Source organism: Pigmentiphaga sp. NML080357, from assembly GCF_002188465.1.
Classification (GTDB): domain Bacteria; phylum Pseudomonadota; class Gammaproteobacteria; order Burkholderiales; family Burkholderiaceae_B; genus Pigmentiphaga.
In genome coordinates, this window is record NZ_NINW01000049.1 from 123,183 (window position 1) to 141,953 (window position 18,771).

Sequence of the window (18,771 nt, forward strand, 5' to 3'; positions counted from 1 at the left end):
GTGGAGGGGTCAGACGCTCCGGAGCCGCTCCAGCGCCGCGTCCAGGGTGGTGTCCTTCTTGGCGAAGCAGAACCGCGCCAGCTGCCGGTTCGAGGCCGGCGCGTCCGGATCGGCATGGAAGGCCGCGATGGGAATCACGGCCACGCCATGTTCGATGGTCAGCCAGCGCGCGAATTCGCTTTCGGGAGCATCCGAGATCGCGCTGTAGTCGGCGAGCAGGAAATACGTGCCGGGGCACGGCAGCGGCTTGAAGCGGGTCTGCCGCAGGCCGGCTTCAAGCCGGTCGCGCTTGGCCTGGTAGAAGGCAGGGAGCTCGAGATAGTGGCGAGGGTCTTCGAGGAAGGCGGCCAGCGCGTACTGCATGGGCGTGGATACCGCGAACACCATGAACTGGTGGATCTTGCGGAATTCCAGCGACAGCGCCGCCGGCGCGCAGCAATAGCCGATCTTCCAGCCGGTGGTGTGGAAGGTCTTGCCGAACGAGGAAACGAGGAAGCTGCGCGCCGCCAGCGCCGGCCTGCGGGCGATGGAGGCATGGCGGCGGCCGTCGAAGACGATGTGTTCGTACACCTCGTCGGAGATGAGCAGGATGCCCGTGTCGGCCAGGATGCGCTCGAGCTCGTCCAGGTCGGCGTCGGCCAGCACCGCGCCGGTGGGGTTGTGCGGGAAATTGATCATCAGGGCCCGGGTGCGCGGCGTGATCGCGCGCCGCACCGCTTCCCAGTCGGGCCGGTAGCAGGGCGACTGCGGCGTCGGCGCGAGCAGCTGCACCGCGACCGGCGTCGCGCCGGCGAGCTTGATGGCGGGCACGTAAGAATCGTAGGTGGGTTCCAGCACGATGACTTCGTCGCCCGCGCCGGCCACTGCCAGAATGGCCGTCATCAGCGCCTGGGTGGCGCCGCTCGTTACGGTGACCTCGGTTTCCGGATCGTAGGCCATGCCGTACAGGGCCCGCGTCTTGGCCGCGATGGCCGTGCGCAGCGCCGGGATGCCGGCCATCGGGGCGTACTGGTTATGGCCGGCCGCCATGGCGGCCTCGACCTTGGCCAGCAGTCCGGCATCGGGATCGAAATCGGGAAAGCCCTGGCCCAGGTTGATGGCCCGGGTCTCGGTTGCCAGCCGGCTCATGACCGTGAAGATGGTGACGCCGACGTCAGGCAGTTTGGAGTTAATCATCAGCTTGCTCGTACCTTGGATGTACCATTGGCCCTCATTGGATCAGTCTACCCCCGCGCGTTTTCCGGCGGACATGCCGGTTTCCTCCCTTGCCCATGCCCGTCCGCCTGCTTCTAGGTTTTTCCATCGCGCTCTGCGGTTCGCTGATCGCCGTGTCGCTGCATACGCCGCTGCCCTGGATGCTGGGCGCGCTGGTGGCCACGGCGGCCACCAAGATCGCCGGCGTGCGGTCCGAGAGCCGTTCGGCGCTGCGCTGCGCGGGCCAATGGGTGATCGGCGTGGGCCTGGGACTGTATTTCACGCCCGCGGTGATCGAAGAGATCGTACGCAATCTCCTGCCGCTCGTCGTCGGTGCCGTGTTCGCGGTCGTCGTGGGCCTGGGCGGCGCATGGTTCCTCCGGCGGGCGGCCGGGGTCGAGTTCAGCACGGCGTTTTTTTCGTCCACCATCGGGGGCGCCGCCGAAATGGCGAACCTGTCGGACCGCTACGGGGGAAGGGTCTCGCTCGTCGCCTCGGCCCACAGCCTGCGCATTTTACTGGTAGTCGTGCTGGTGCCCCTGGGGTTCCGGCTCTCGGGCGTGACCGGAATCGGCCTTTTCGCTCCGGCCACGCAGGTGATCGATCCCGCCGGGCTGGCCATCCTGTTCGCCCTGGGCGGCTGCGGCGCGCTGCTCGCCCGGCGCAGCCAGATCCCGAACGCCTGGGTATTGGGGCCCATGGCCGTCACCATCTTCCTGACTTCCCAGGACATGGCGCTGTCGGCCATGCCGTCCTTCCTGCTGAACGGCGCGCAATTGCTGATCGGGTGGTCGCTGGGGGACCGCTATACGCCTGATTTCTTCCGCACCGCGCCGCGGTTCATGGCGCTGATCCTGGTGTATACCCTGATAGCGATCGCCCTGTCGGTCGGACTCAGTATGGCGCTGGCGCCGGCCACCGGCATTTCCTCGCCCACGCTGATCCTGGGGCTGGCTCCCGGCGGCGTCGCCGAGATGTGCATTACCGCCAAGGTTCTGCAATTGGGCGTCCCGCTGGTCACCGCTTTCCAGGTGTTCCGCCTGGCCGCCGTACTGCTTGTCAGCGCGCCGCTCTACCGTGTCTTGCTCAAGCGTTTCCCGGCGCTGCGCGAGTAAGTTTCCGCCCTCGCCGAAGTCCGTTTTCCCCTGTTGCGCGAAGCGTACGCGTCATTTGCGATACGCCCGCTAAATGTTATTGATTCGCAAAGTGCGCGCGGGTATGCTGCCATTCGCAGTTGAATTCAAGCAGCACGCAAGTCCCGTCTGCCATTTGCGGATGTCCGCCATTACCGCATTTCAGTTCGTGTCGGCGTTCTTGGTTCTATTGCATTGTTTATTATTAGAGGACGCCGCACATGGCACAGAAGGGCAAGGTCAAATGGTTTAACGCGGACAAGGGATACGGCTTCATCACGCCGGAGTCCGGTGGTCCGGATGTGTTCGCTCACTTTTCCGCCATCGTCGGCCGCGGCTATCGCAGCCTGACCGAAGGCCAGGAAGTCGAATACGAAGTGAAGGATGGTCCCAAGGGCCCCCAGGCCGCGGACATCAAACCGCTGTAACCACAGAAGTTTCTTATCCCGCGGCGCACGTGCGCCGCGCCTCCTACCCCGCCGTGCGGGCGGGGCGGTACCGTTTTTTAGTTTCCTTCCTATCCCGGTCATTCCGCGGCACGCTGTTCAATTCTCCCTTCCCAGAATAATCGTCGGTCCTGGCCCGCCATCGCGGACTCGTTGCCGGCTGCAACGGTAGACCGGTGGCATTCCAAGAAGCTCGTACTGGACTCGGGATGCGGTGGATCCAGCTCTGCCGGTCCACCCGCGTCGCCCCCCTGGGGGGGCGCCCATCAACGCGTAGCGGCGGGCACTCCGTTCACTATATTTCGGGGCGTGCCGGCCACCCACGCCACGATGTTCTCGAAAGCGACCTTGAAATAGAGGTTGTAGCTGTCGGCTTCCACGAAACCGATGTGGGGCGTGCAGATGACGTTCTCCATCCGCAGCAGCGGATGGCCTTGCAGAATGGGTTCGGTCTCGAACACGTCGACCGCGGCCATGCCGGGGCGGCCGCGATTGAGCGCCAGCACCAGCGCATCGGACTCGATCAGTTCCGCCCGCGAGGTATTCACCAGGAGGGCCTCGGGCCCCATGCGCTGCAAGTCGGCCAGCGTAACGATGCCGCGGGTCTCGTCGGTCAGTTTCAGCAGCAGGCACAGCACGTCGCTGGATTCGAACAGCGCTTCCTTGCTGGCCGCGGTATCCAGGCCGTCGGCCCGGGCGCGTTCCAGGGTGGACTCGCGTCCCCAGACCGTGACCTTCATGCCGAATGCCTTGCCGTAGTTCGCCACCATCTTGGCGATCCTGCCGTAGCCGAACAGCCCCAGGTTGCGGCCGTGCAAGCTGCGCCCCAGCCCGAAATTGGCTGGCATGGACGAAGCCTTCATGCCGGATTGCTGCCATGCACCATGCTTGAGATTGGCTGCATATTGAGGAATTCGCCTCATCGCGGCCATAATGAGCGCCCATGTCAGTTCAGCCGGCGCGATGGGTGAGCCGACTCCCTGGGCGACGGCGATCCCGCGCTCGGTGCAGGCGGCCACATCGATGTGCGAGCCGACGCGCCCCGTCTGGGAGATCAGCTTCAATTGCGGGAGCTTGTCCAGCAGGGCGCGGGTAATGGACGTGCGCTCGCGGATCAATACCAAAGTCTCCGTATCGCGCAGCCGGACGGCCAACTGGCCTAATCCCTTGACCGTATTGTTATAAACCTTAACTTCGTGGCCTTCTAACAAGCTGAAGCAGTCGAGCTTGCGTACCGCGTCTTGGTAGTCGTCAAGAATCGTAATGCGCATGGGCTTTCCTTCGATCAGACGCGATGGTAGTCCAATTGGTCTTGGGGGCGTTAGCAGCCAACGGTAACCGACCCTTTCCTCCTGGAAACTTTTGGCCGGAGGGGGTGGGGTATATTAAGTTAAGTCGATCCGTGCCAATCGATGCCCGGATCTTTATTTTTTACATAATCAGGCGCTTTCGAAAGCGTCGAGGAGAATGTCATCCATGAACGCCGTGCCTAAAACAGCGGTCTCCAAACATCTTGCGGCGCTCGATGCTCCTGATTGGGTACGCCACGAGCGGCTCAAGGCCTGGGTGGCCGAGATTGCCGCGCTGACGCAGCCCGATCGCATCGAGTGGTGCGACGGGTCGCAGGAAGAGTATGACCGGCTCTGCGAGCAGATGGTGCAAGCCGGAACGCTGCGCCGGCTGAATCCCGCCAAGCGCCGCAATTCCTACCTCGCCTGGTCCGATCCCTCGGATGTGGCGCGTGTCGAAGACCGCACCTTCATCTGCTCGGAGCGCAAGGAAGACGCCGGCCCCACGAACAACTGGGTCGATCCGGCGGAAATGCGCAGCACGCTGGACGGGCTGTTCGCCGGTTCCATGCGCGGCCGTACCATGTACGTGATCCCGTTCTCGATGGGGCCGCTCGGTTCGCCCATTGCGCAGATCGGCGTCGAGCTGTCCGATTCCCCCTACGTCGTGACCAACATGCGGATCATGACCCGCATGGGACGCAAGGTCTACGACGTGCTCGGCTCCGACGGCGAATTCGTGCCCTGCGTGCATACCGTGGGCAAGCCCCTGGCAGCCGGCGAGGCCGACGTGGCCTGGCCGTGCAACGAAACCAAGTACATCGTCCATTATCCCGAGACCCGCGAGATCTGGTCGTTCGGCTCGGGCTACGGCGGCAACGCGCTGCTGGGCAAGAAATGCCTGGCGCTGCGCATCGCCTCCAAGATGGGGCGCGACCAGGGCTGGCTGGCCGAGCACATGCTGATCCTGGGCGTGACCTCGCCCGAGGGCAAGAAGATGCACGTGGCGGCGGCCTTCCCGTCGGCCTGCGGCAAGACCAACTTTGCCATGCTGATTCCGCCGGCTTCGATGCCGGGCTGGAAAGTCACGACCATCGGCGACGACATCGCCTGGATCAAGCCGGGTCCCGACGGCAAGCTGCGCGCCATCAATCCCGAAGCCGGTTATTTCGGCGTGGCGCCGGGCACCAACGAGAAGACCAACTTCAACTGCATGGCCACGCTCCGCGAGAACGTGATCTTCACCAACGTCGCGCTTACCGACGACGGCGACGTCTGGTGGGAAGGCATGAGCGAGCCGCCCGCGCACTGCATCGACTGGCAGGGCCAGGACTGGACGCCCGAGATCGGCAAGACCACGGGCCGCAAGGCAGCGCATCCGAATGCCCGCTTCACCGTCGCGGCCGACCAGAATCCCGCCATCGACGCCGAATGGGACAACCCCGCCGGCGTGACCATCGATGCCTTCGTGTTCGGCGGCCGCCGCTCCACCACCGTGCCGCTGGTCACCGAAGCGCGCAACTGGGTCGAGGGCGTGTACATGGCCGCCACCATGGGCTCGGAAACCACCGCCGCCGCCACCGGCAAGCAGGGCGTGGTGCGCCGCGATCCGTTCGCCATGCTGCCGTTCTGCGGCTACAACATGAGCGAATACTTCAGCCACTGGCTGCAGCTGGGTGCCAAGCTCGAATCGGCCGGCGTGGTCCTGCCGCGCATCTTCTGCGTGAACTGGTTCCGCACCGACGAGAACGGCAAGTTCGTATGGCCCGGCTTCGGCGAGAACATGCGCGTGCTCAAGTGGATGCTCGAGCGCATCGAGGGCAAGGCGCAGGGCGTGGACCACGTGTTCGGCGTGACGCCTTCGTACCAGGACCTCACGTGGGACGGCCTGAATTTCAGCCGCGAGCAGTTCGACAAGATCACCGCCATCGACGCGAAGGCGTGGCAGGAGGAATTCCGCCTGCATGACGAGCTGTTCGCCCTGCTCAAGCATGGGCTGCCCGGCGAACTGGTCGAGGTCAAACAGAAGCTGACCCAGCGGCTCCAGGGGTAACCGGCGGTCAACCCATCTTGATATTGACCTTCCGCAGGACCTGCGCCCATTTGCGCAGGTCCTCGCGTATGGTCCTGCCGAAATCCTCCGCGCTGCCGGTCTCGATGTACAGGCCGGTCTCGCGGAATTGCCCGACGATGGCCGGATCGGCCAGGATCTGGCGGATGTCGGCGTTGAGCCGGGCGATAGCCGCGGCCGGCACCGATCGTCCCGCGACCAGCCCGGCCCATTGCCTGAATTCGAGCTGGGGGTAGCCTTCCTCCGCGATCGTCGGGACGTCCGGCAGGACATCCAGCCGCTGTTCGGCCGCCACTGCGACGGCTCTCACCCGTCCGGCGCGGATATGGGGCAGCGCGGTCGTGCTGACTGCGAACATCGACTGGACCTGACCGGCCGCGAGGTCCTGCAGCGCGCCAACCGGCCCGCGGTAGGGCACGTGAATCAGCGATGTGCCGGTGACCTGCTGGAAGTACTCGGCCAGGATATGGGCCGGCGATCCATTGCCGCCCGATGCCACCGTCATCGTTCCCGGTTTGTCCTTGGCCAGCGCCACCAGGTCCTTGATCGTCCGTGCCTGGACTGAGGGATGCACGACCAGGACGTTGTAAAGCACGTTCGTCATGGTCACCGGCACGATGTCGCGTTCCGTGTCGTACGGCATGTTCTTGAAGAGCGACGGGATCACGACGTGGGGCATGAACATGAAACCCAGCGTGTGGCCGTCGTTGGCCGATACGACCTGGTTCATGCCCAAGAGGCCCGTTCCTCCCGGCTTGTTCTCCACATAGAAGGTCTGGCCCAGTCGCGTGGTCAGCTCCGCTGCGAGCAGTCGCGCCAGCGGATCCCAGGGGCTGCCCGCAGCGGACGGAATGATGATGCGCACGCTGCGCTGCGGCCAATCGTTCGCGAATGCGGCGCGCGCTGCGGCGGCCGCGGCGATGGCCGCCGTGCGCTTCAGAAATGTCCTTCTCATGTCGTCTCCTGTACGAAGTACTTTGGGGGTCCTGCCATGCCGGCCTGGCGCTCGGGCCTAGAACCGGTGCCGTATCCCGACGGCCAGGCCGCTCGGGTCGGCACCCGGCGCGTCCGCGGCGACGGTGGCCGAGCCGCCCTGCAGGCCAAGGCGGGAAGTCGCGTTGTTCCACACACGGCCATAGGAGAGGTAACCCGTGGTCCGCCGCGAAAGAGAATAGGTATAGGCGAGGCCGAAGGAGCGGGCCTTTCCATCCTTCACGCCGGCCGGCGCTTCGGACCGCGTCTGGCTGAATTGCGCGAGGATCTTTCCCCGGCCGACCGAGACCGATCCGCCCAGCCACAAGGCGTGGCGATCGGCGGTTTGCGTGGGCATCTTCACCGCGGCATAGCCGGCGGACAGCGAGTAGCCGCCGAAGTCGTAGCGGCCGCCCAGGATGTGGTCTTCCCGCTTGCCGGTCTGCGCGCCGCCCGGCATGGGCACGTGATCGGATTGATAGGCGGCCGCCAGCAGCAGGCCGCCGCGCTCGTATTGCACGCCGAGGCCCAGGAGACGGCGCTCGTCCCGCGGCGATGTCGGTCGTTCGGCGCCGGTGGTGGCCACCGCGTTGAAAGACAGCCCGCCCCACGCGGGCGAAAGGTAGTAGACCCCATTGCCTGCAATGCGCACGTTTTCGGGACTGCCCGTAAGCGTGGTCAGGAAGATGTTGCTGCCGTAGAGACCGAACGACAATGCGTCCGTCGCCATTGCCGCATGGAAGAAGGGCGTGTTGTTGCGTCCCAGGAGCAGCGTGCCCCAGCGCTCGTGGGCCGCGCCGACATAGGCCTTGCGGTTCCATCCGACCGAGGGCGCCGTTGCGCCGGCCGGCGCATAGCTGTTCTGGACGCCGGTATCGGCCGCAAAGCCCAGCTCCAGGTGGAACAAGGCGCGAAAGCCGTTGCCCAGTTCCTCCTGGCCGCGAAATCCGAGCCTCGAGGCGCTCATCAGGCCGCTCTTGGCCTGATAGCTGCGTCCGTTCCGGCCGCCGTCGTCCATCGATATCGCCAGATCGACGATGCCGTAAGCCACGGCGTCCGCCTGCACCGGCGACGACGATAGACCCAGCACGGTGGCGGCGGCCAGCGCCGTTTTCATGTGTGGCATGCTCTCCTCCAAGCCTGCGTCCTGATTCTTGTCGTATGGACGGATCCCTTCCGCGCGGATGTCGGATCGATGCGCGGCGCATCGCGGGGAGAAACCGTTCCTCGGGCCCGGGGGAGTGCATCGCGCCCGGCCTCCGTCGGTTCGGAGTCAGGCGCAGAGTATTGGGCGCGGCGGAAAATATGGACAATGACTAATCCACCCGCCGCCATGAATTTTCGTTATTTTCGGGGTTATTCCTCGTTGCCAGCGTTGGTGGCGCTGCGCACGCACGCGAGGAAATCGTCGTAGGCGGGGATCCTGCCGGCGGCTCGCCGCCGCAACACGCCGATCGTGATTCTCCGCTGCAGGGGCAAGGGCAGGGCCACGATGCCCGCCGAGCGGGCGAAGGCCCGCTGCATCGACCGGGACATGACTGCCAGCATTTCGCCCTGCTGCAGAAGCGAGGTGATGAGCACGGTCGAAAACGTTTCCACCGCGGCCTTGGGAGGCGCTTCGCCCTCGGCGGCCAAGGCGAGTTCCAGCTCCCGCCGCAGCGGCGCCCGTTTCGGAGGCATGATCCAGGGATAGTGGCGCGTATCGGCCCAGGTGGGATGCGGCGAATTCGCCAACGGGTGATGGCTGCCGGCCACGATCGTCATGGGTTCGTCGTATAGCGCTTCCCACGCGATCGCCGGGTCGGGGGCGGCGTCGATCCGCCCGATGACGAAGTCCAGCCGGCCTTCCATCAGCAACGGCAGAAGCTTGTCCACGGAGTTCTCGTGCACGGCGATGCATATGCCCGGATGCATGCGCCGGAATTCTGCGATGCAGGAGGGCAGCAGCCCATGGGTATCGGTGGGCGAGGTGCCGACGATCAATTGGCCGCTGAGTCCTTCGCGCACCGCGGCCAGCGTTTCCTCGCTGCGTTCGAGCTCGCCCATGACGGCGCGCGCATGGATGACCAGCATGTCGCAGAATTGCGTGGGAATCAGGCCCTTGGAATGCCGCTCGAACAGCTCCACCTCGAGGTCGGATTCCAGCTCCCTCAGCCATTTCGAGAGCGCGGGCTGCGTCATGTGCAGCCGCTCCGCCGTCAGGCTGAGATTGCCCGTTTCGTGCAAGGCGGCGAGCACGTACAGCTGCCTGATACGCAGACGTTGAATCCAGTTCATGAGCACTCCGGCTGGGCCGCGACGAGAGCGCATTCTGGCACACGGCGGCGCGCGTCTCGAAGTCCGCCTCCGCTCGCGCGGGCCGTGGGGAGCAGCTCGTCCATGCGTTGTTGCGCCCCCTTGCCAAGCGATGGCCCTGGTTACAGCCAGGGGAGTCACCATTAGGGTTCCAGCGCGGACAGGCGCGAGTCGCCCGCCTGCCGGCCACTCAGCAAGGAGACCATCATCGCTCGGGAGAAGCGCATGCGGATCACGCATATACCGGGAGTCGCCGCGATGGTGCTGGCCTTGGGCCTGATGAGCTCGATGCCGGCCATGTCGCGCAACATTGTCGATACGGCCGCGACCGCGGGCATGTTCAGCTCATGGTTGAACGCCGTGCGCGAGGCGGGGATGGAGCAGGCCTTGAAAAGCCAGGGGCCTTATACCGTGTTCGCGCCGTCCGACGAGGCCTTCGCTAAATTGCCGGCGGCCCAGCGGGACGCGCTCAAGGACAAGGAAACCTTGGTGCGCGTCGTCAAGTTGCACATGGCGGCCGGCAAAATCCTGCTCAAGGACGCCAAGGAAGGCACGCGGATCGAGACCGAAGCCGGCAAGACCCTGACCGTGCACAGGAAGGATCGCAGCCTGAGGCTCAACGAAGCGGAGGTGCTGGAACCGGATGTCGAGGTGGACAACGGCGTGATCAACGTGCTCGACATGGTGTTGTTCCCCTAGCATTGCCCTCGATATCGATGCATGAGCGGCCCCATGACCGGCGGGGCCGCTTTTCTGCGCGCCCAATTAGATGACTTAGTCATGTATCTGCACGGGAATTCGTGCAGCTCATGTGGAAATCATTCAAAATACCAGGTCATTGCCCGGAGGACGACTTTGCGCTTTGCACGCAATGGCGCCGGTATCGTCGGATTGCCGCTTTCCGGTGGAGCAAAGGCAATAATGCGATCGCTGCGACGATTCGACTTGCCGCTGTTGCGCCGGGATTGCCGCGTCTCCTCCTGCCACGCCTACGACGAGGAACACATTGACCACCAAACGTGAAACCGGGCGGATCGCGCCCGCCGTTGACCCGGAATCGCCGACCATGCGCGGACAGGATGTCTTGCTCGCTCCCAAGGTCGCCACCTTGAGCAAGGCGCTGACCCGCGCGGCGGTGCAATACGCGCGAGGGGAATTCGGCTTGTCGCAGGTGGAGTGGCAGGTCGTTACCCTGCTGGGCGTCTTCCAGCCAGTGTCCATACGCGAACTCGCTTATACGGCGCTCGTGGATGCGGCACAGGTCAGCCGGGCCGTGGCCGCCTTGTCACAGCGCGGCTTGGTCGAGCGGGGCCGATCGGCACGCGACAGCCGGGAGGCCGAGTTGAGCCTTACACCCGAAGGCATGGAGATCGCGCTTGCCATCCGGCAGGTAGCCGTGAAACGAAATGCTCGATTGCTGGAGGGGTTCGATCCTGCGAAGGTCGCTGAACTCTTCGACATGCTTGATGTATTGATTGCCCGCGCAATGAGGGAAGAGGCAGACGGACCGCGGGATGCGTAAGGTGTTTTGCCGGACGGGAGATCGCCAGAGCGGGCAGCCGTTCTCTTTCTATAGCGATCCCGATGTTTCACGTGAAACACTCGCATCCCCAGGTAGTACTGAGTTCTCTTCGGGTGAGCGGCAGTGATCAACCTGTCGTCCTGACAGCTTAAGTGGTCGTGTTGAAATGAGAGTGGTCCCATGCCGCTCCGTGGCGCTACTGGACACATAGCGAAGCGGGGGATAGCCCGTCCGACAATCAAGGGTAGCAAGATCGCGACCGGGTTTTTCGCTGTCTGGCAGGGGAGTGCGTAAACTCCCGGGCTTTCACGTGAGGCAAAGAAAATACGGTCGACATCCTCCCCGAGGGACGAACGATGCTGGATGGCACAGAACGGTTGAACTCCCGCGGACGCATGCCCGATGGTATTAAGCCTGGCGACGCGGAGCTTGTTGACCATCCATCCAATCGACTTAGCACAAGTGATGGATGGGCTTGGTCCGACCCTCCGAGCGGATTCGCATCGATCGTCTGCTGACGGCGCACGGGAAGCTTCGCGGTGGCAAGCACATGTCCGGCCGCGGACTAATCCGCTGTATAAAAAGACAGATTCAATAGATGGACGGCGATTATCTGACATGCGCCCTTAGCCAGGACGCCAATCGCCGTGGCAACCCACCGTCAGCCGGAGGACTGCGGATGCCTCCCAAGGATGAGACGAGGAAGATCCTGGTCGTGTTCGCCCGTATGGTGGCATCACAACGTATGGCTGGCTCGATATCCACGCCCGCCGGTATTAGTACGCATGGATGAGCGGGGTAATTCTCCCTTGCTCCGCGGGGCCGGAAGCCGGCCAGCGAGAATGGACAATTTGGTGTGGGCGCTCGGCTCGTGGTTCGGCGAGCCTCGTCATTTAGGGGAGGGGCGCCGGAGAGCCTCCGGCTACCAAGGGGCTCACGCCCGCTCGGCCAGATCGCCTCATCCTTCTTACGGGGATACAAGTTCGACGTCATCTTCGGTGGCTCCGTTAGCTCCGGTGACGCCGTCGGCCTGGCATTCAAGTCCGCCGAATAGTGGGAGCAGAAGCCGTCCTCACTCCTACTGCGCCAGAACCCGGCCGATCAGCCGGTACTCTTCTGGTCAAAAGTCTAGTGGACATTCTCGTGGTAGCCGTTCGTCCACTGTTTCACGTGAAACATGGCTTGTTGGCAGTCCATGGCTCGCTTTGCGCGGTGCGGGATCCTATAATCGCTGTTTGACGGTCGCTTCTCTACGCGACGCCTTCAGGCCCTTTTGCTTCCCAAACGGAATAGGGCCGAGCCGGAAACCGTCCGGCACCCCTCTGGATCTCACCATGCTGTATCCGACTGAATTTGATGTCATCGTTGTGGGCGGTGGTCACGCCGGCACCGAAGCCGCACTTGCGTCTGCCCGGGCGGGATGCAAGACGCTGCTGCTTACGCATAACATCGAGACGCTGGGCCAGATGTCCTGCAATCCTTCCATAGGCGGGATAGGCAAGGGGCACCTGGTCAAGGAAGTCGATGCGCTGGGCGGGGCCATGGCGCTGGCCACGGACGAAGCGGGGATCCAATTCCGCATCCTGAACGCTTCGAAGGGCCCGGCCGTGCGCGCCACTCGGGCGCAAGCCGACCGCGTCCTCTACCGCAAGGCCATCCGCCACCGTCTGGAAAACCAGCCCAATCTGTGGCTGTTCCAGCAGGCGGTGGATGACCTCATGCTGGAAGGCGACAAGGTAGTCGGGGCGGTAACGCAGATCGGCTTGCGTTTCCGTGCGCGCGCGGTCGTGCTGACGGCGGGGACCTTCCTGAATGGGTTGGTGCACGTAGGTCTGCAGAATTACTCCGCCGGCCGGGCCGGCGATCCCCCCGCCATATCGCTGGGCAAGCGCCTGCAGGAATTGAAGCTGGGACAAGGTCGCCTGAAGACCGGAACCCCGCCACGCATTGACGGCCGGACCATCGATTTCAGCGTACTGGAAGAACAGCCTGGAGACCTGGATCCGGTCCCGGTATTCTCGTACCTGGGCGACGCCGCCATGCATCCGCGGCAGATGCCGTGCTGGATTACGCACACCAACGCGCGCACCCACGACATCATCCGGAGCGGTTTGGACCGCTCCCCCATGTATACGGGCGTCATCGAGGGTGTCGGTCCGCGCTATTGTCCGTCTATCGAAGACAAGATCCACCGGTTTGCCGACAAGGCTTCGCACCAGGTATTCCTGGAACCGGAAGGGCTGACTACGCACGAGTTCTATCCGAACGGCGTCTCCACCAGCCTGCCGTTCGACGTGCAGCTCGAGCTCATCCATTCCCTGCCCGGGCTGGAGAATGCCCATATCCTGCGTCCGGGCTACGCCATCGAATACGATTATTTCGACCCGCGCGGGCTGAAGGCCTCGCTGGAAACCCGCGCCATTTCCGGATTGTTCTTCGCGGGCCAGATCAACGGCACGACGGGCTATGAAGAAGCGGCTGCCCAGGGACTGCTTGCGGGCATCAATGCCGCGCTGAAGGTCAAGGGCGAGGAGGCCTGGGTGCCGCGCCGCGACCAGGCCTACTTGGGGGTGCTGGCCGACGACCTGGTCACGCGTGGCGTGACCGAGCCTTATCGCATGTTCACGTCGCGGGCGGAATATCGCCTGAGCTTGCGCGAGGACAACGCCGATTGGCGCTTGACCGAGATCGGGCGCCGCCTGGGATTAGTGGACGATGCGCGTTGGGATGCTTTCAACCGCAAGCGCGACGCGGTCGCAAGCGAAATCGAACGCCTGCGTTCCACGTGGGTGAACCCGAGGATTTTCCCTGCCCAGGCTGCCGAGACGCTATTGGGCAAAGCGATTGAGCGTGAGTACACACTATTCGACTTGCTCAAGCGCCCCAACGTTTCCTATGATGCGCTTATGCAAGCGAAGAACGCGGATGACGAATTGCTGGCCGGGCCGGGGGTTGCGGACAAGATCGTCGCCGAACAAGTCGAGATCCAGGTCAAGTACGCCGGCTACATCACGCGCCAGCAGGCCGAGATCGACAAGCAGGCGGGGCACGAGAACCAGCGCATACCCGAAGACATCGACTACGACTCGGTGCGCAGCCTGTCGTTCGAGGTCCGGCAAAAACTCAAGACCCATCGGCCGGAAACCATTGGCCAAGCCGCGCGCATCTCGGGCGTGACGCCCGCCGCCATCTCGCTGCTGCTGATACACCTGAAGCGCCGCCAGTTCGGACGGCTCCCCGCGGATTCCGTCGACGCGAACCGGGCGGCATGAGCGTGACCCAGAAACCCCGCCCGCTCCAGGAACCCTTCAACGGCGCCGTGTTCGCCGCGCAGCTCGAAGCCGATTGCGCGGCGTTGCGCCTCCCACTCGACCATCCGCGCATCGACCTGCTGCTCAATTACCTCGCGCAAATGCTGCGGTGGAACGGCACTTACAACCTGACGGCGATTCGCGATCCCGCTCAGATGCTTTTGCATCACATCACCGACAGCCTGTCGGTGGTCCCCGAACTTGCCCAGCGCCTGGCCGGACGCGACGCCCGCATCCTGGACGTTGGCTCGGGCGGCGGCCTGCCGGGCGTCGTATTGGCCATATGCCGCCCCGAGTGGCAGGTCCGTTGCGTGGATGCGGTGGAAAAGAAGACCGCTTTCGTCACCCATGTGGCGGGCGTATTGCGGCTGCCCAACCTGAGCGCCGAACATGGCCGGGTGGAAGAACTCGAGCCTGCCGAAAGCGATATCGTCATCTCGCGAGCGTTTGCTTCGCTGCAGGATTTTGCCGCGCTGGCCGGGCGCCACGTCAGGCAGGGGGGCGTGCTGGCGGCCATGAAAGGGCACCCGCCCGAAGACGAGATGCAATCGCTGAAGGACCAGGGAGTCTGGCGCGTGGAAGGCGTCACCACCCTGTATGTGCCGAGATTGTCCGCCCGCCGCTGCCTGGTGTGGATGGACCGCATCGAAGATGCTACGTCGCAGGGCACCAGCTAGCCGGCGCCGGCCGCCGGCGCGTCAGATTCAACTCCAATAATCAGGCAGTCACATTCGATGTCTTCCCATTCCAGCATGGTCAACGAGGCGGCGCAGGCCGGCGAACGGTCCGACGAACTGGCGGCCATCACCGGCGCCGAGCCGCTGGCCGCCAAGGGCGAGCGCGCCACCGCCCGCATCTTTTGCATCGCGAACCAGAAAGGCGGCGTAGGCAAGACCACGACCGCAGTGAACCTGGCGGCCGGACTGGCGGCCCAGAAGCAGCGCGTGCTGCTGGTCGACCTCGACCCGCAGGGCAATGCCACCATGGGCAGCGGCATCGACAAGCGCGACCTGCAGGCCACGCTCTACCAGGTGCTGATCGGCGAGGCGGGCATTGCCGAGGCGGCCAAGCCTTCGGAAAGCGGCGGCTATGACGTGCTGCCGTCCAACCGCGAACTGGCGGGCGCCGAGATCGACCTCGTGGAACTCGAAGAGCGCGAGCGCCAGCTCAAGCATGCGATTGCCGCCGTCGCCGACCGCTACGACTTCGTGCTGATCGACTGCCCGCCCACGCTGTCGCTGCTGACGCTCAATGGGCTGGCGGCCGCGCATGGCGTGATCATTCCGATGCAGTGCGAATACTTCGCGCTGGAAGGCTTGTCGGACCTGGTCAATACCATCAAGCGGGTACATGCGAACCTCAATCCAGACCTGCGCGTGATCGGGTTGCTGCGCGTGATGTTCGATCCGCGCGTGACCTTGCAGCAGCAGGTGTCGGCCCAGTTGGAAAGCCATTTCGGCGACAAAGTCTTCAAGAGCATCATCCCCCGCAACGTGAGGCTGGCCGAGGCGCCCAGCTACGGCATGCCGGGCGTGGTGTTCGATCCCGCGTCCAAGGGGGCGCAAGCCTACGTGGCGTTCGGGGCGGAAATGATAGAGCGCATGAAAACGCTGTAGCGTCGGGAAATATCATGGAAATGAAAGCAGGACAGAAAGGCGTGAAGAAGCCCAAGGGACTCGGCAGGGGGCTCGATGCCCTCCTGGGCGCCGACATGCCGGCGGTGAGCACGCTGGGCAACAAGACGTCCGAAGGCGCGGCGCCAAAGGAAGGCCCGCCCAGCTCGCTGCCTGTCGCCCGACTGCAGGCGGGCAAGTACCAGCCGCGTTCGCGCATGGACGAAGGCGCGCTGGCCGAGCTGGCGGAGTCGATACGCACGCAGGGCGTGATGCAGCCCATCCTGGTGCGCGCGATCGAAGGCGATCGCTACGAGATCATTGCCGGAGAACGTCGCTTCCGTGCCGCGCAGCTCGCGGGGCTGGCCGAGGTGCCGGTGCTGGTGCGCGAGGTCAGCGACGAGAACGCCGCCGTCATGGCGCTGATCGAGAACATCCAGCGCGAAGACCTGAATCCGCTGGAAGAGGCGCAAGGCGTGCAGCGCCTGATCGGCGAGTTCGGCATGACCCATGAGCAGGCGGCGCAGGCCATCGGCCGCTCGCGCTCGGCCACCAGCAACCTGCTGCGTTTGCTGAACCTGGCCGGCCCGGTGCAGACCATGCTGCTGGCGGGCGACCTGGACATGGGTCATGCACGGGCGCTGCTCGCGGTCGATGCGGCGACGCAGATCCAGCTTGCGACGCAGATCGTCGCCAAGCGCTTGTCGGTGCGCGAGGCCGAAAAGCTCGTCGCCCAGACCTTGCAGGAATCCGCGCAGAAATCCAGCCGCAAGCCTGCCGCCAAGTCACGCGACGTGCTGCGCCTGGAAGAAGCCTTGTCCGATCGCCTCGGCACCCAAGTGGTGTTCAAGATCGGCGCCAAGGAGCGCGGCCAGATCATCATCGACTTCCACGGCTGGGAGCATCTTTCTTCCCTGCTCGAAAAGCAGGGCCTGGCCGACGTGCTGGAGAACAGCTAGCCGCGAAGACGCGGCGGCTATGCGTGTCCGCGGCCGAGGAACGCCGCGGACACTCGTTCGGCGTCGGCATGCAGCGCGATGACGGTCAGGCCGGGCTGCGAGGCGGCGGGTCCAGGCGCTTCGTCGAGCGGCCGTACGTCGAAGCGCCTGTCGCCGGGAGCGAACTGGACCACGCAGCGCCGTCCGTCGTCCAGCGCGACGATGCCTTTTACGCGCAGCAAGTCATCCGCCAGCGCGCCGGCCAGCGTGTGCAGGCGGATCAGCAGCCAGTCGCGGGCCACGGGCTGCGGCAAAGGAACGAAGCTCGCCTGCGCCGCATGGTGGTGATCGTGCGCGTTGCCGTGTTCATCACATAGATGATCGTGATCGTCGGCACCACCCGCGGCTTGCGGGTGATCATGCGGGTGGGTCTCGACGTGTTTCGCCTCGTCCGGCCATGCGGGCTCGGCAAGGTCCGGAGAGGACGTATCTCCGACCTGGGCATCGTTGCCTCTGCCCGTCGCTTGCAACACAGCATCCAGCGGCAGGTCGGCGTGATTGGAAACCAGCACCGGCGCATGGGGATTCAAGGCTGCGAATCGCGCATGCAACGCCTGCCTGTCCGTGTCGGTGGCCTCGCGCGTCTTGGTCATGACCAGGGCCTGCGCCGCGAGAACCTGGGCCCCTGCCTCGGGATGCCGGTCGATCAACGCCGCGCCGGCGGGCGCCCCGGCCACCGCGATGACGGCCTCCAGCCGATAACGTTCGCGCAGCAGGGGATGGTCGCGAAACGCCCGCACCACCGGGGCGGGGTCGGCGAGTCCCGTGGTTTCCACCGCCACCGCGGGGAAGGCCATGCGGCGCTGCAACCGCGCCCAGAACAAATCCTCGAGCGCCTGTTCCAGGCCGGGCAGGCCCGTGCAGCAGACGCAGGCGCCCGAGACGAGGGCGGCCTGGTCGGTCACGCCCAGCAGCGTTCCATCCAGTCCCACCTCGCCCAGTTCGTTGACGATGACGGCGGCACCTTCGAGCGCCGGTTGCGCCAGCCATGCGGCGAGCAGCGTCGTCTTGCCGCTGCCCAGAAAGCCCGTCAGCAGGTAGACGGGGATGCGCGCGCGGGGCGGGGGGGCCATGACCTTGGCGAACTCAGGGCTGGTAGCCCAGCCGCGCGGAGACCGCGTCGGCCGTCTGGACCACCGGTGCGATGAAGCCGCGGATGGCTTTCTTGGTCAAACGCTGGACCGGCCCGGCAATGCCGATGGCGGCGATGACCTGGCCGCTGTGGTCGCGCACCGGCGCGGCGAGCCCGCGCATGCCCACTTCGCTTTCCTCGTCGTCCACGGCATAGCCCTCGCGGCGCGCCTGTTCCAGCGTCTTGCGCAGTTCGGCCGGATCGGTCTGGGTCTGGGGCGTGCGCGCCGCCAGGCCGTCCTTGAGCACGCGCGCCAGGATCTCCGGTCCCTGGAACGCCAGCAGCGCGCGGCCTTCGCTGGTGCAGAAGGCGGGCTTGCGCGCGCCGACGTACGAGCGCATCCGTATCGCCTGGTGGCTTTCCAGGTTGAAGAGATAAATAATGTTGCTCTGCTCCAGGGTGGCCAGGTGCACGGTCTCGCCCGTGATTTCACGCAATTCGTGCAGATAGGGCAGGGCCTGGGTCGAGATGTCCATGCGCCGCCGCACCAGCGCGCCGAGGGCGAACAGCCCGAGCCCCAGCCGGTAGCGGCCGTTCTCCGTATTCTGTTCGAGCAGCCCTTCTGCCGCCAGGGTGCTGGCCAGCCGGTGGACCGTGCTCTTGGCCAGCCCCAGCCGCTTGGCGAGCGTGCTGATGCCGATTTCCACTTCCGTTTCCGAGAATGCCTTGAGAACCCGGATGGCCGAGGCGACCGAAGAAAGCCGTCCTTCGGCGCCGTCCTGAGAGTCTTGCATGAGTAATGGAGAAGGTTGCACCAATCCGTACAGTACCACTGGAGGGAAAGTTCGCCCCTTG

Annotated in this window: 16 protein-coding genes; 9 read left to right on the forward strand and 7 right to left on the reverse strand. The window is 64.8% G+C overall.

Annotation, left to right across the window (positions count from 1 at the left end):
* Positions 1-9 precede the first annotated feature (9 nt).
* Positions 10-1,176, reverse strand: a complete 1,167-nt coding sequence (locus CDO44_RS23030) for a methionine aminotransferase (RefSeq protein WP_087782586.1) — start codon at positions 1,174-1,176, stop codon at positions 10-12.
* A 95-nt stretch (positions 1,177-1,271) separates the two neighbouring features.
* On the opposite strand from CDO44_RS23030, the gene CDO44_RS23035 reads away from it, so the two are divergent.
* Together CDO44_RS23035 and CDO44_RS23040 are read left to right on the forward strand one after the other, a co-directional pair.
* Complete coding sequence (locus CDO44_RS23035; protein WP_087782587.1) at positions 1,272-2,309, forward strand: AbrB family transcriptional regulator; 1,038 nt, start codon at positions 1,272-1,274, stop codon at positions 2,307-2,309.
* A gap of 239 nt (positions 2,310-2,548) precedes the next feature.
* Positions 2,549-2,755, forward strand: coding sequence for a cold-shock protein (locus tag CDO44_RS23040; protein ID WP_087782588.1), 207 nt, complete (start codon positions 2,549-2,551; stop codon positions 2,753-2,755).
* Between the two features lie 284 nt (positions 2,756-3,039).
* Here the strand turns inward: CDO44_RS23040 and CDO44_RS23045 are convergent, their stop codons facing one another.
* The gene (locus CDO44_RS23045) at positions 3,040-4,044 is read right to left on the reverse strand and encodes a D-2-hydroxyacid dehydrogenase family protein (protein ID WP_087782589.1); all 1,005 of its coding nucleotides are present in this window, start codon (positions 4,042-4,044) and stop codon (positions 3,040-3,042) included.
* A 205-nt stretch (positions 4,045-4,249) separates the two neighbouring features.
* Between CDO44_RS23045 and CDO44_RS23050 the strand changes: the two genes are divergently transcribed.
* Positions 4,250-6,115 carry a phosphoenolpyruvate carboxykinase (GTP) gene (locus tag CDO44_RS23050; protein ID WP_087782590.1) on the forward strand — a complete coding sequence of 622 codons (1,866 nt, stop codon included), beginning with the start codon at positions 4,250-4,252 and terminating at the stop codon, positions 6,113-6,115.
* A gap of 7 nt (positions 6,116-6,122) precedes the next feature.
* On the opposite strand, the gene CDO44_RS23055 is transcribed toward CDO44_RS23050, so the two are convergent.
* The 3 genes from CDO44_RS23055 to CDO44_RS23065 form a co-directional block, all read right to left on the reverse strand.
* The gene (locus tag CDO44_RS23055; protein ID WP_087782591.1) at positions 6,123-7,088 is read right to left on the reverse strand and encodes a tripartite tricarboxylate transporter substrate binding protein; all 966 of its coding nucleotides are present in this window, start codon (positions 7,086-7,088) and stop codon (positions 6,123-6,125) included.
* A 57-nt stretch (positions 7,089-7,145) separates the two neighbouring features.
* Positions 7,146-8,231 (reverse strand): porin, encoded by a 1,086-nt coding sequence (locus CDO44_RS23060; RefSeq protein ID WP_087782592.1) that lies wholly within the window; start codon positions 8,229-8,231, stop codon positions 7,146-7,148.
* 230 nt (positions 8,232-8,461) lie between these two features.
* Positions 8,462-9,382: a LysR family transcriptional regulator gene (locus CDO44_RS23065; protein ID WP_158213398.1), complete on the reverse strand. Its 921-nt coding sequence runs from the start codon at positions 9,380-9,382 to the stop codon at positions 8,462-8,464.
* A 243-nt stretch (positions 9,383-9,625) separates the two neighbouring features.
* Here CDO44_RS23065 and CDO44_RS23070 point away from each other — a divergent pair, with 243 nt between their 5' ends.
* From CDO44_RS23070 to CDO44_RS23095, 6 genes are all read left to right on the forward strand, one after another.
* Entirely contained in the window at positions 9,626-10,099 is a 474-nt protein-coding gene (locus CDO44_RS23070) for a fasciclin domain-containing protein (RefSeq protein ID WP_087783081.1), read from the forward strand.
* Positions 10,100-10,406: 307 nt separating this feature from the next.
* Positions 10,407-10,922 carry a MarR family winged helix-turn-helix transcriptional regulator gene (locus tag CDO44_RS23075; RefSeq protein WP_144389575.1) on the forward strand — a complete coding sequence of 172 codons (516 nt, stop codon included), beginning with the start codon at positions 10,407-10,409 and terminating at the stop codon, positions 10,920-10,922.
* A gap of 1,334 nt (positions 10,923-12,256) precedes the next feature.
* A complete protein-coding gene (mnmG, locus tag CDO44_RS23080) occupies positions 12,257-14,194 on the forward strand; it encodes a tRNA uridine-5-carboxymethylaminomethyl(34) synthesis enzyme MnmG (RefSeq protein WP_087782595.1) in 1,938 nt (645 codons plus the stop codon).
* A 2-nt stretch (positions 14,195-14,196) separates the two neighbouring features.
* The gene (gene rsmG, locus CDO44_RS23085) at positions 14,197-14,910 is read left to right on the forward strand and encodes a 16S rRNA (guanine(527)-N(7))-methyltransferase RsmG (protein ID WP_369824705.1); all 714 of its coding nucleotides are present in this window, start codon (positions 14,197-14,199) and stop codon (positions 14,908-14,910) included.
* A gap of 57 nt (positions 14,911-14,967) precedes the next feature.
* Positions 14,968-15,849 carry a ParA family protein gene (locus CDO44_RS23090; protein ID WP_233146321.1) on the forward strand — a complete coding sequence of 294 codons (882 nt, stop codon included), beginning with the start codon at positions 14,968-14,970 and terminating at the stop codon, positions 15,847-15,849.
* Between the two features lie 20 nt (positions 15,850-15,869).
* A complete protein-coding gene (locus tag CDO44_RS23095; RefSeq protein WP_087783083.1) occupies positions 15,870-16,805 on the forward strand; it encodes a ParB/RepB/Spo0J family partition protein in 936 nt (311 codons plus the stop codon).
* 17 nt (positions 16,806-16,822) lie between these two features.
* On the opposite strand, the gene CDO44_RS23100 is transcribed toward CDO44_RS23095, so the two are convergent.
* Together CDO44_RS23100 and CDO44_RS23105 are read right to left on the reverse strand one after the other, a co-directional pair.
* Positions 16,823-17,917, reverse strand: a complete 1,095-nt coding sequence (locus CDO44_RS23100) for a GTP-binding protein (RefSeq protein WP_087782597.1) — start codon at positions 17,915-17,917, stop codon at positions 16,823-16,825.
* Positions 17,918-17,930: 13 nt separating this feature from the next.
* A complete protein-coding gene (locus CDO44_RS23105; RefSeq protein ID WP_087782598.1) occupies positions 17,931-18,710 on the reverse strand; it encodes an IclR family transcriptional regulator in 780 nt (259 codons plus the stop codon).
* Between the last annotated feature and the right edge of the window lie 61 nt (positions 18,711-18,771).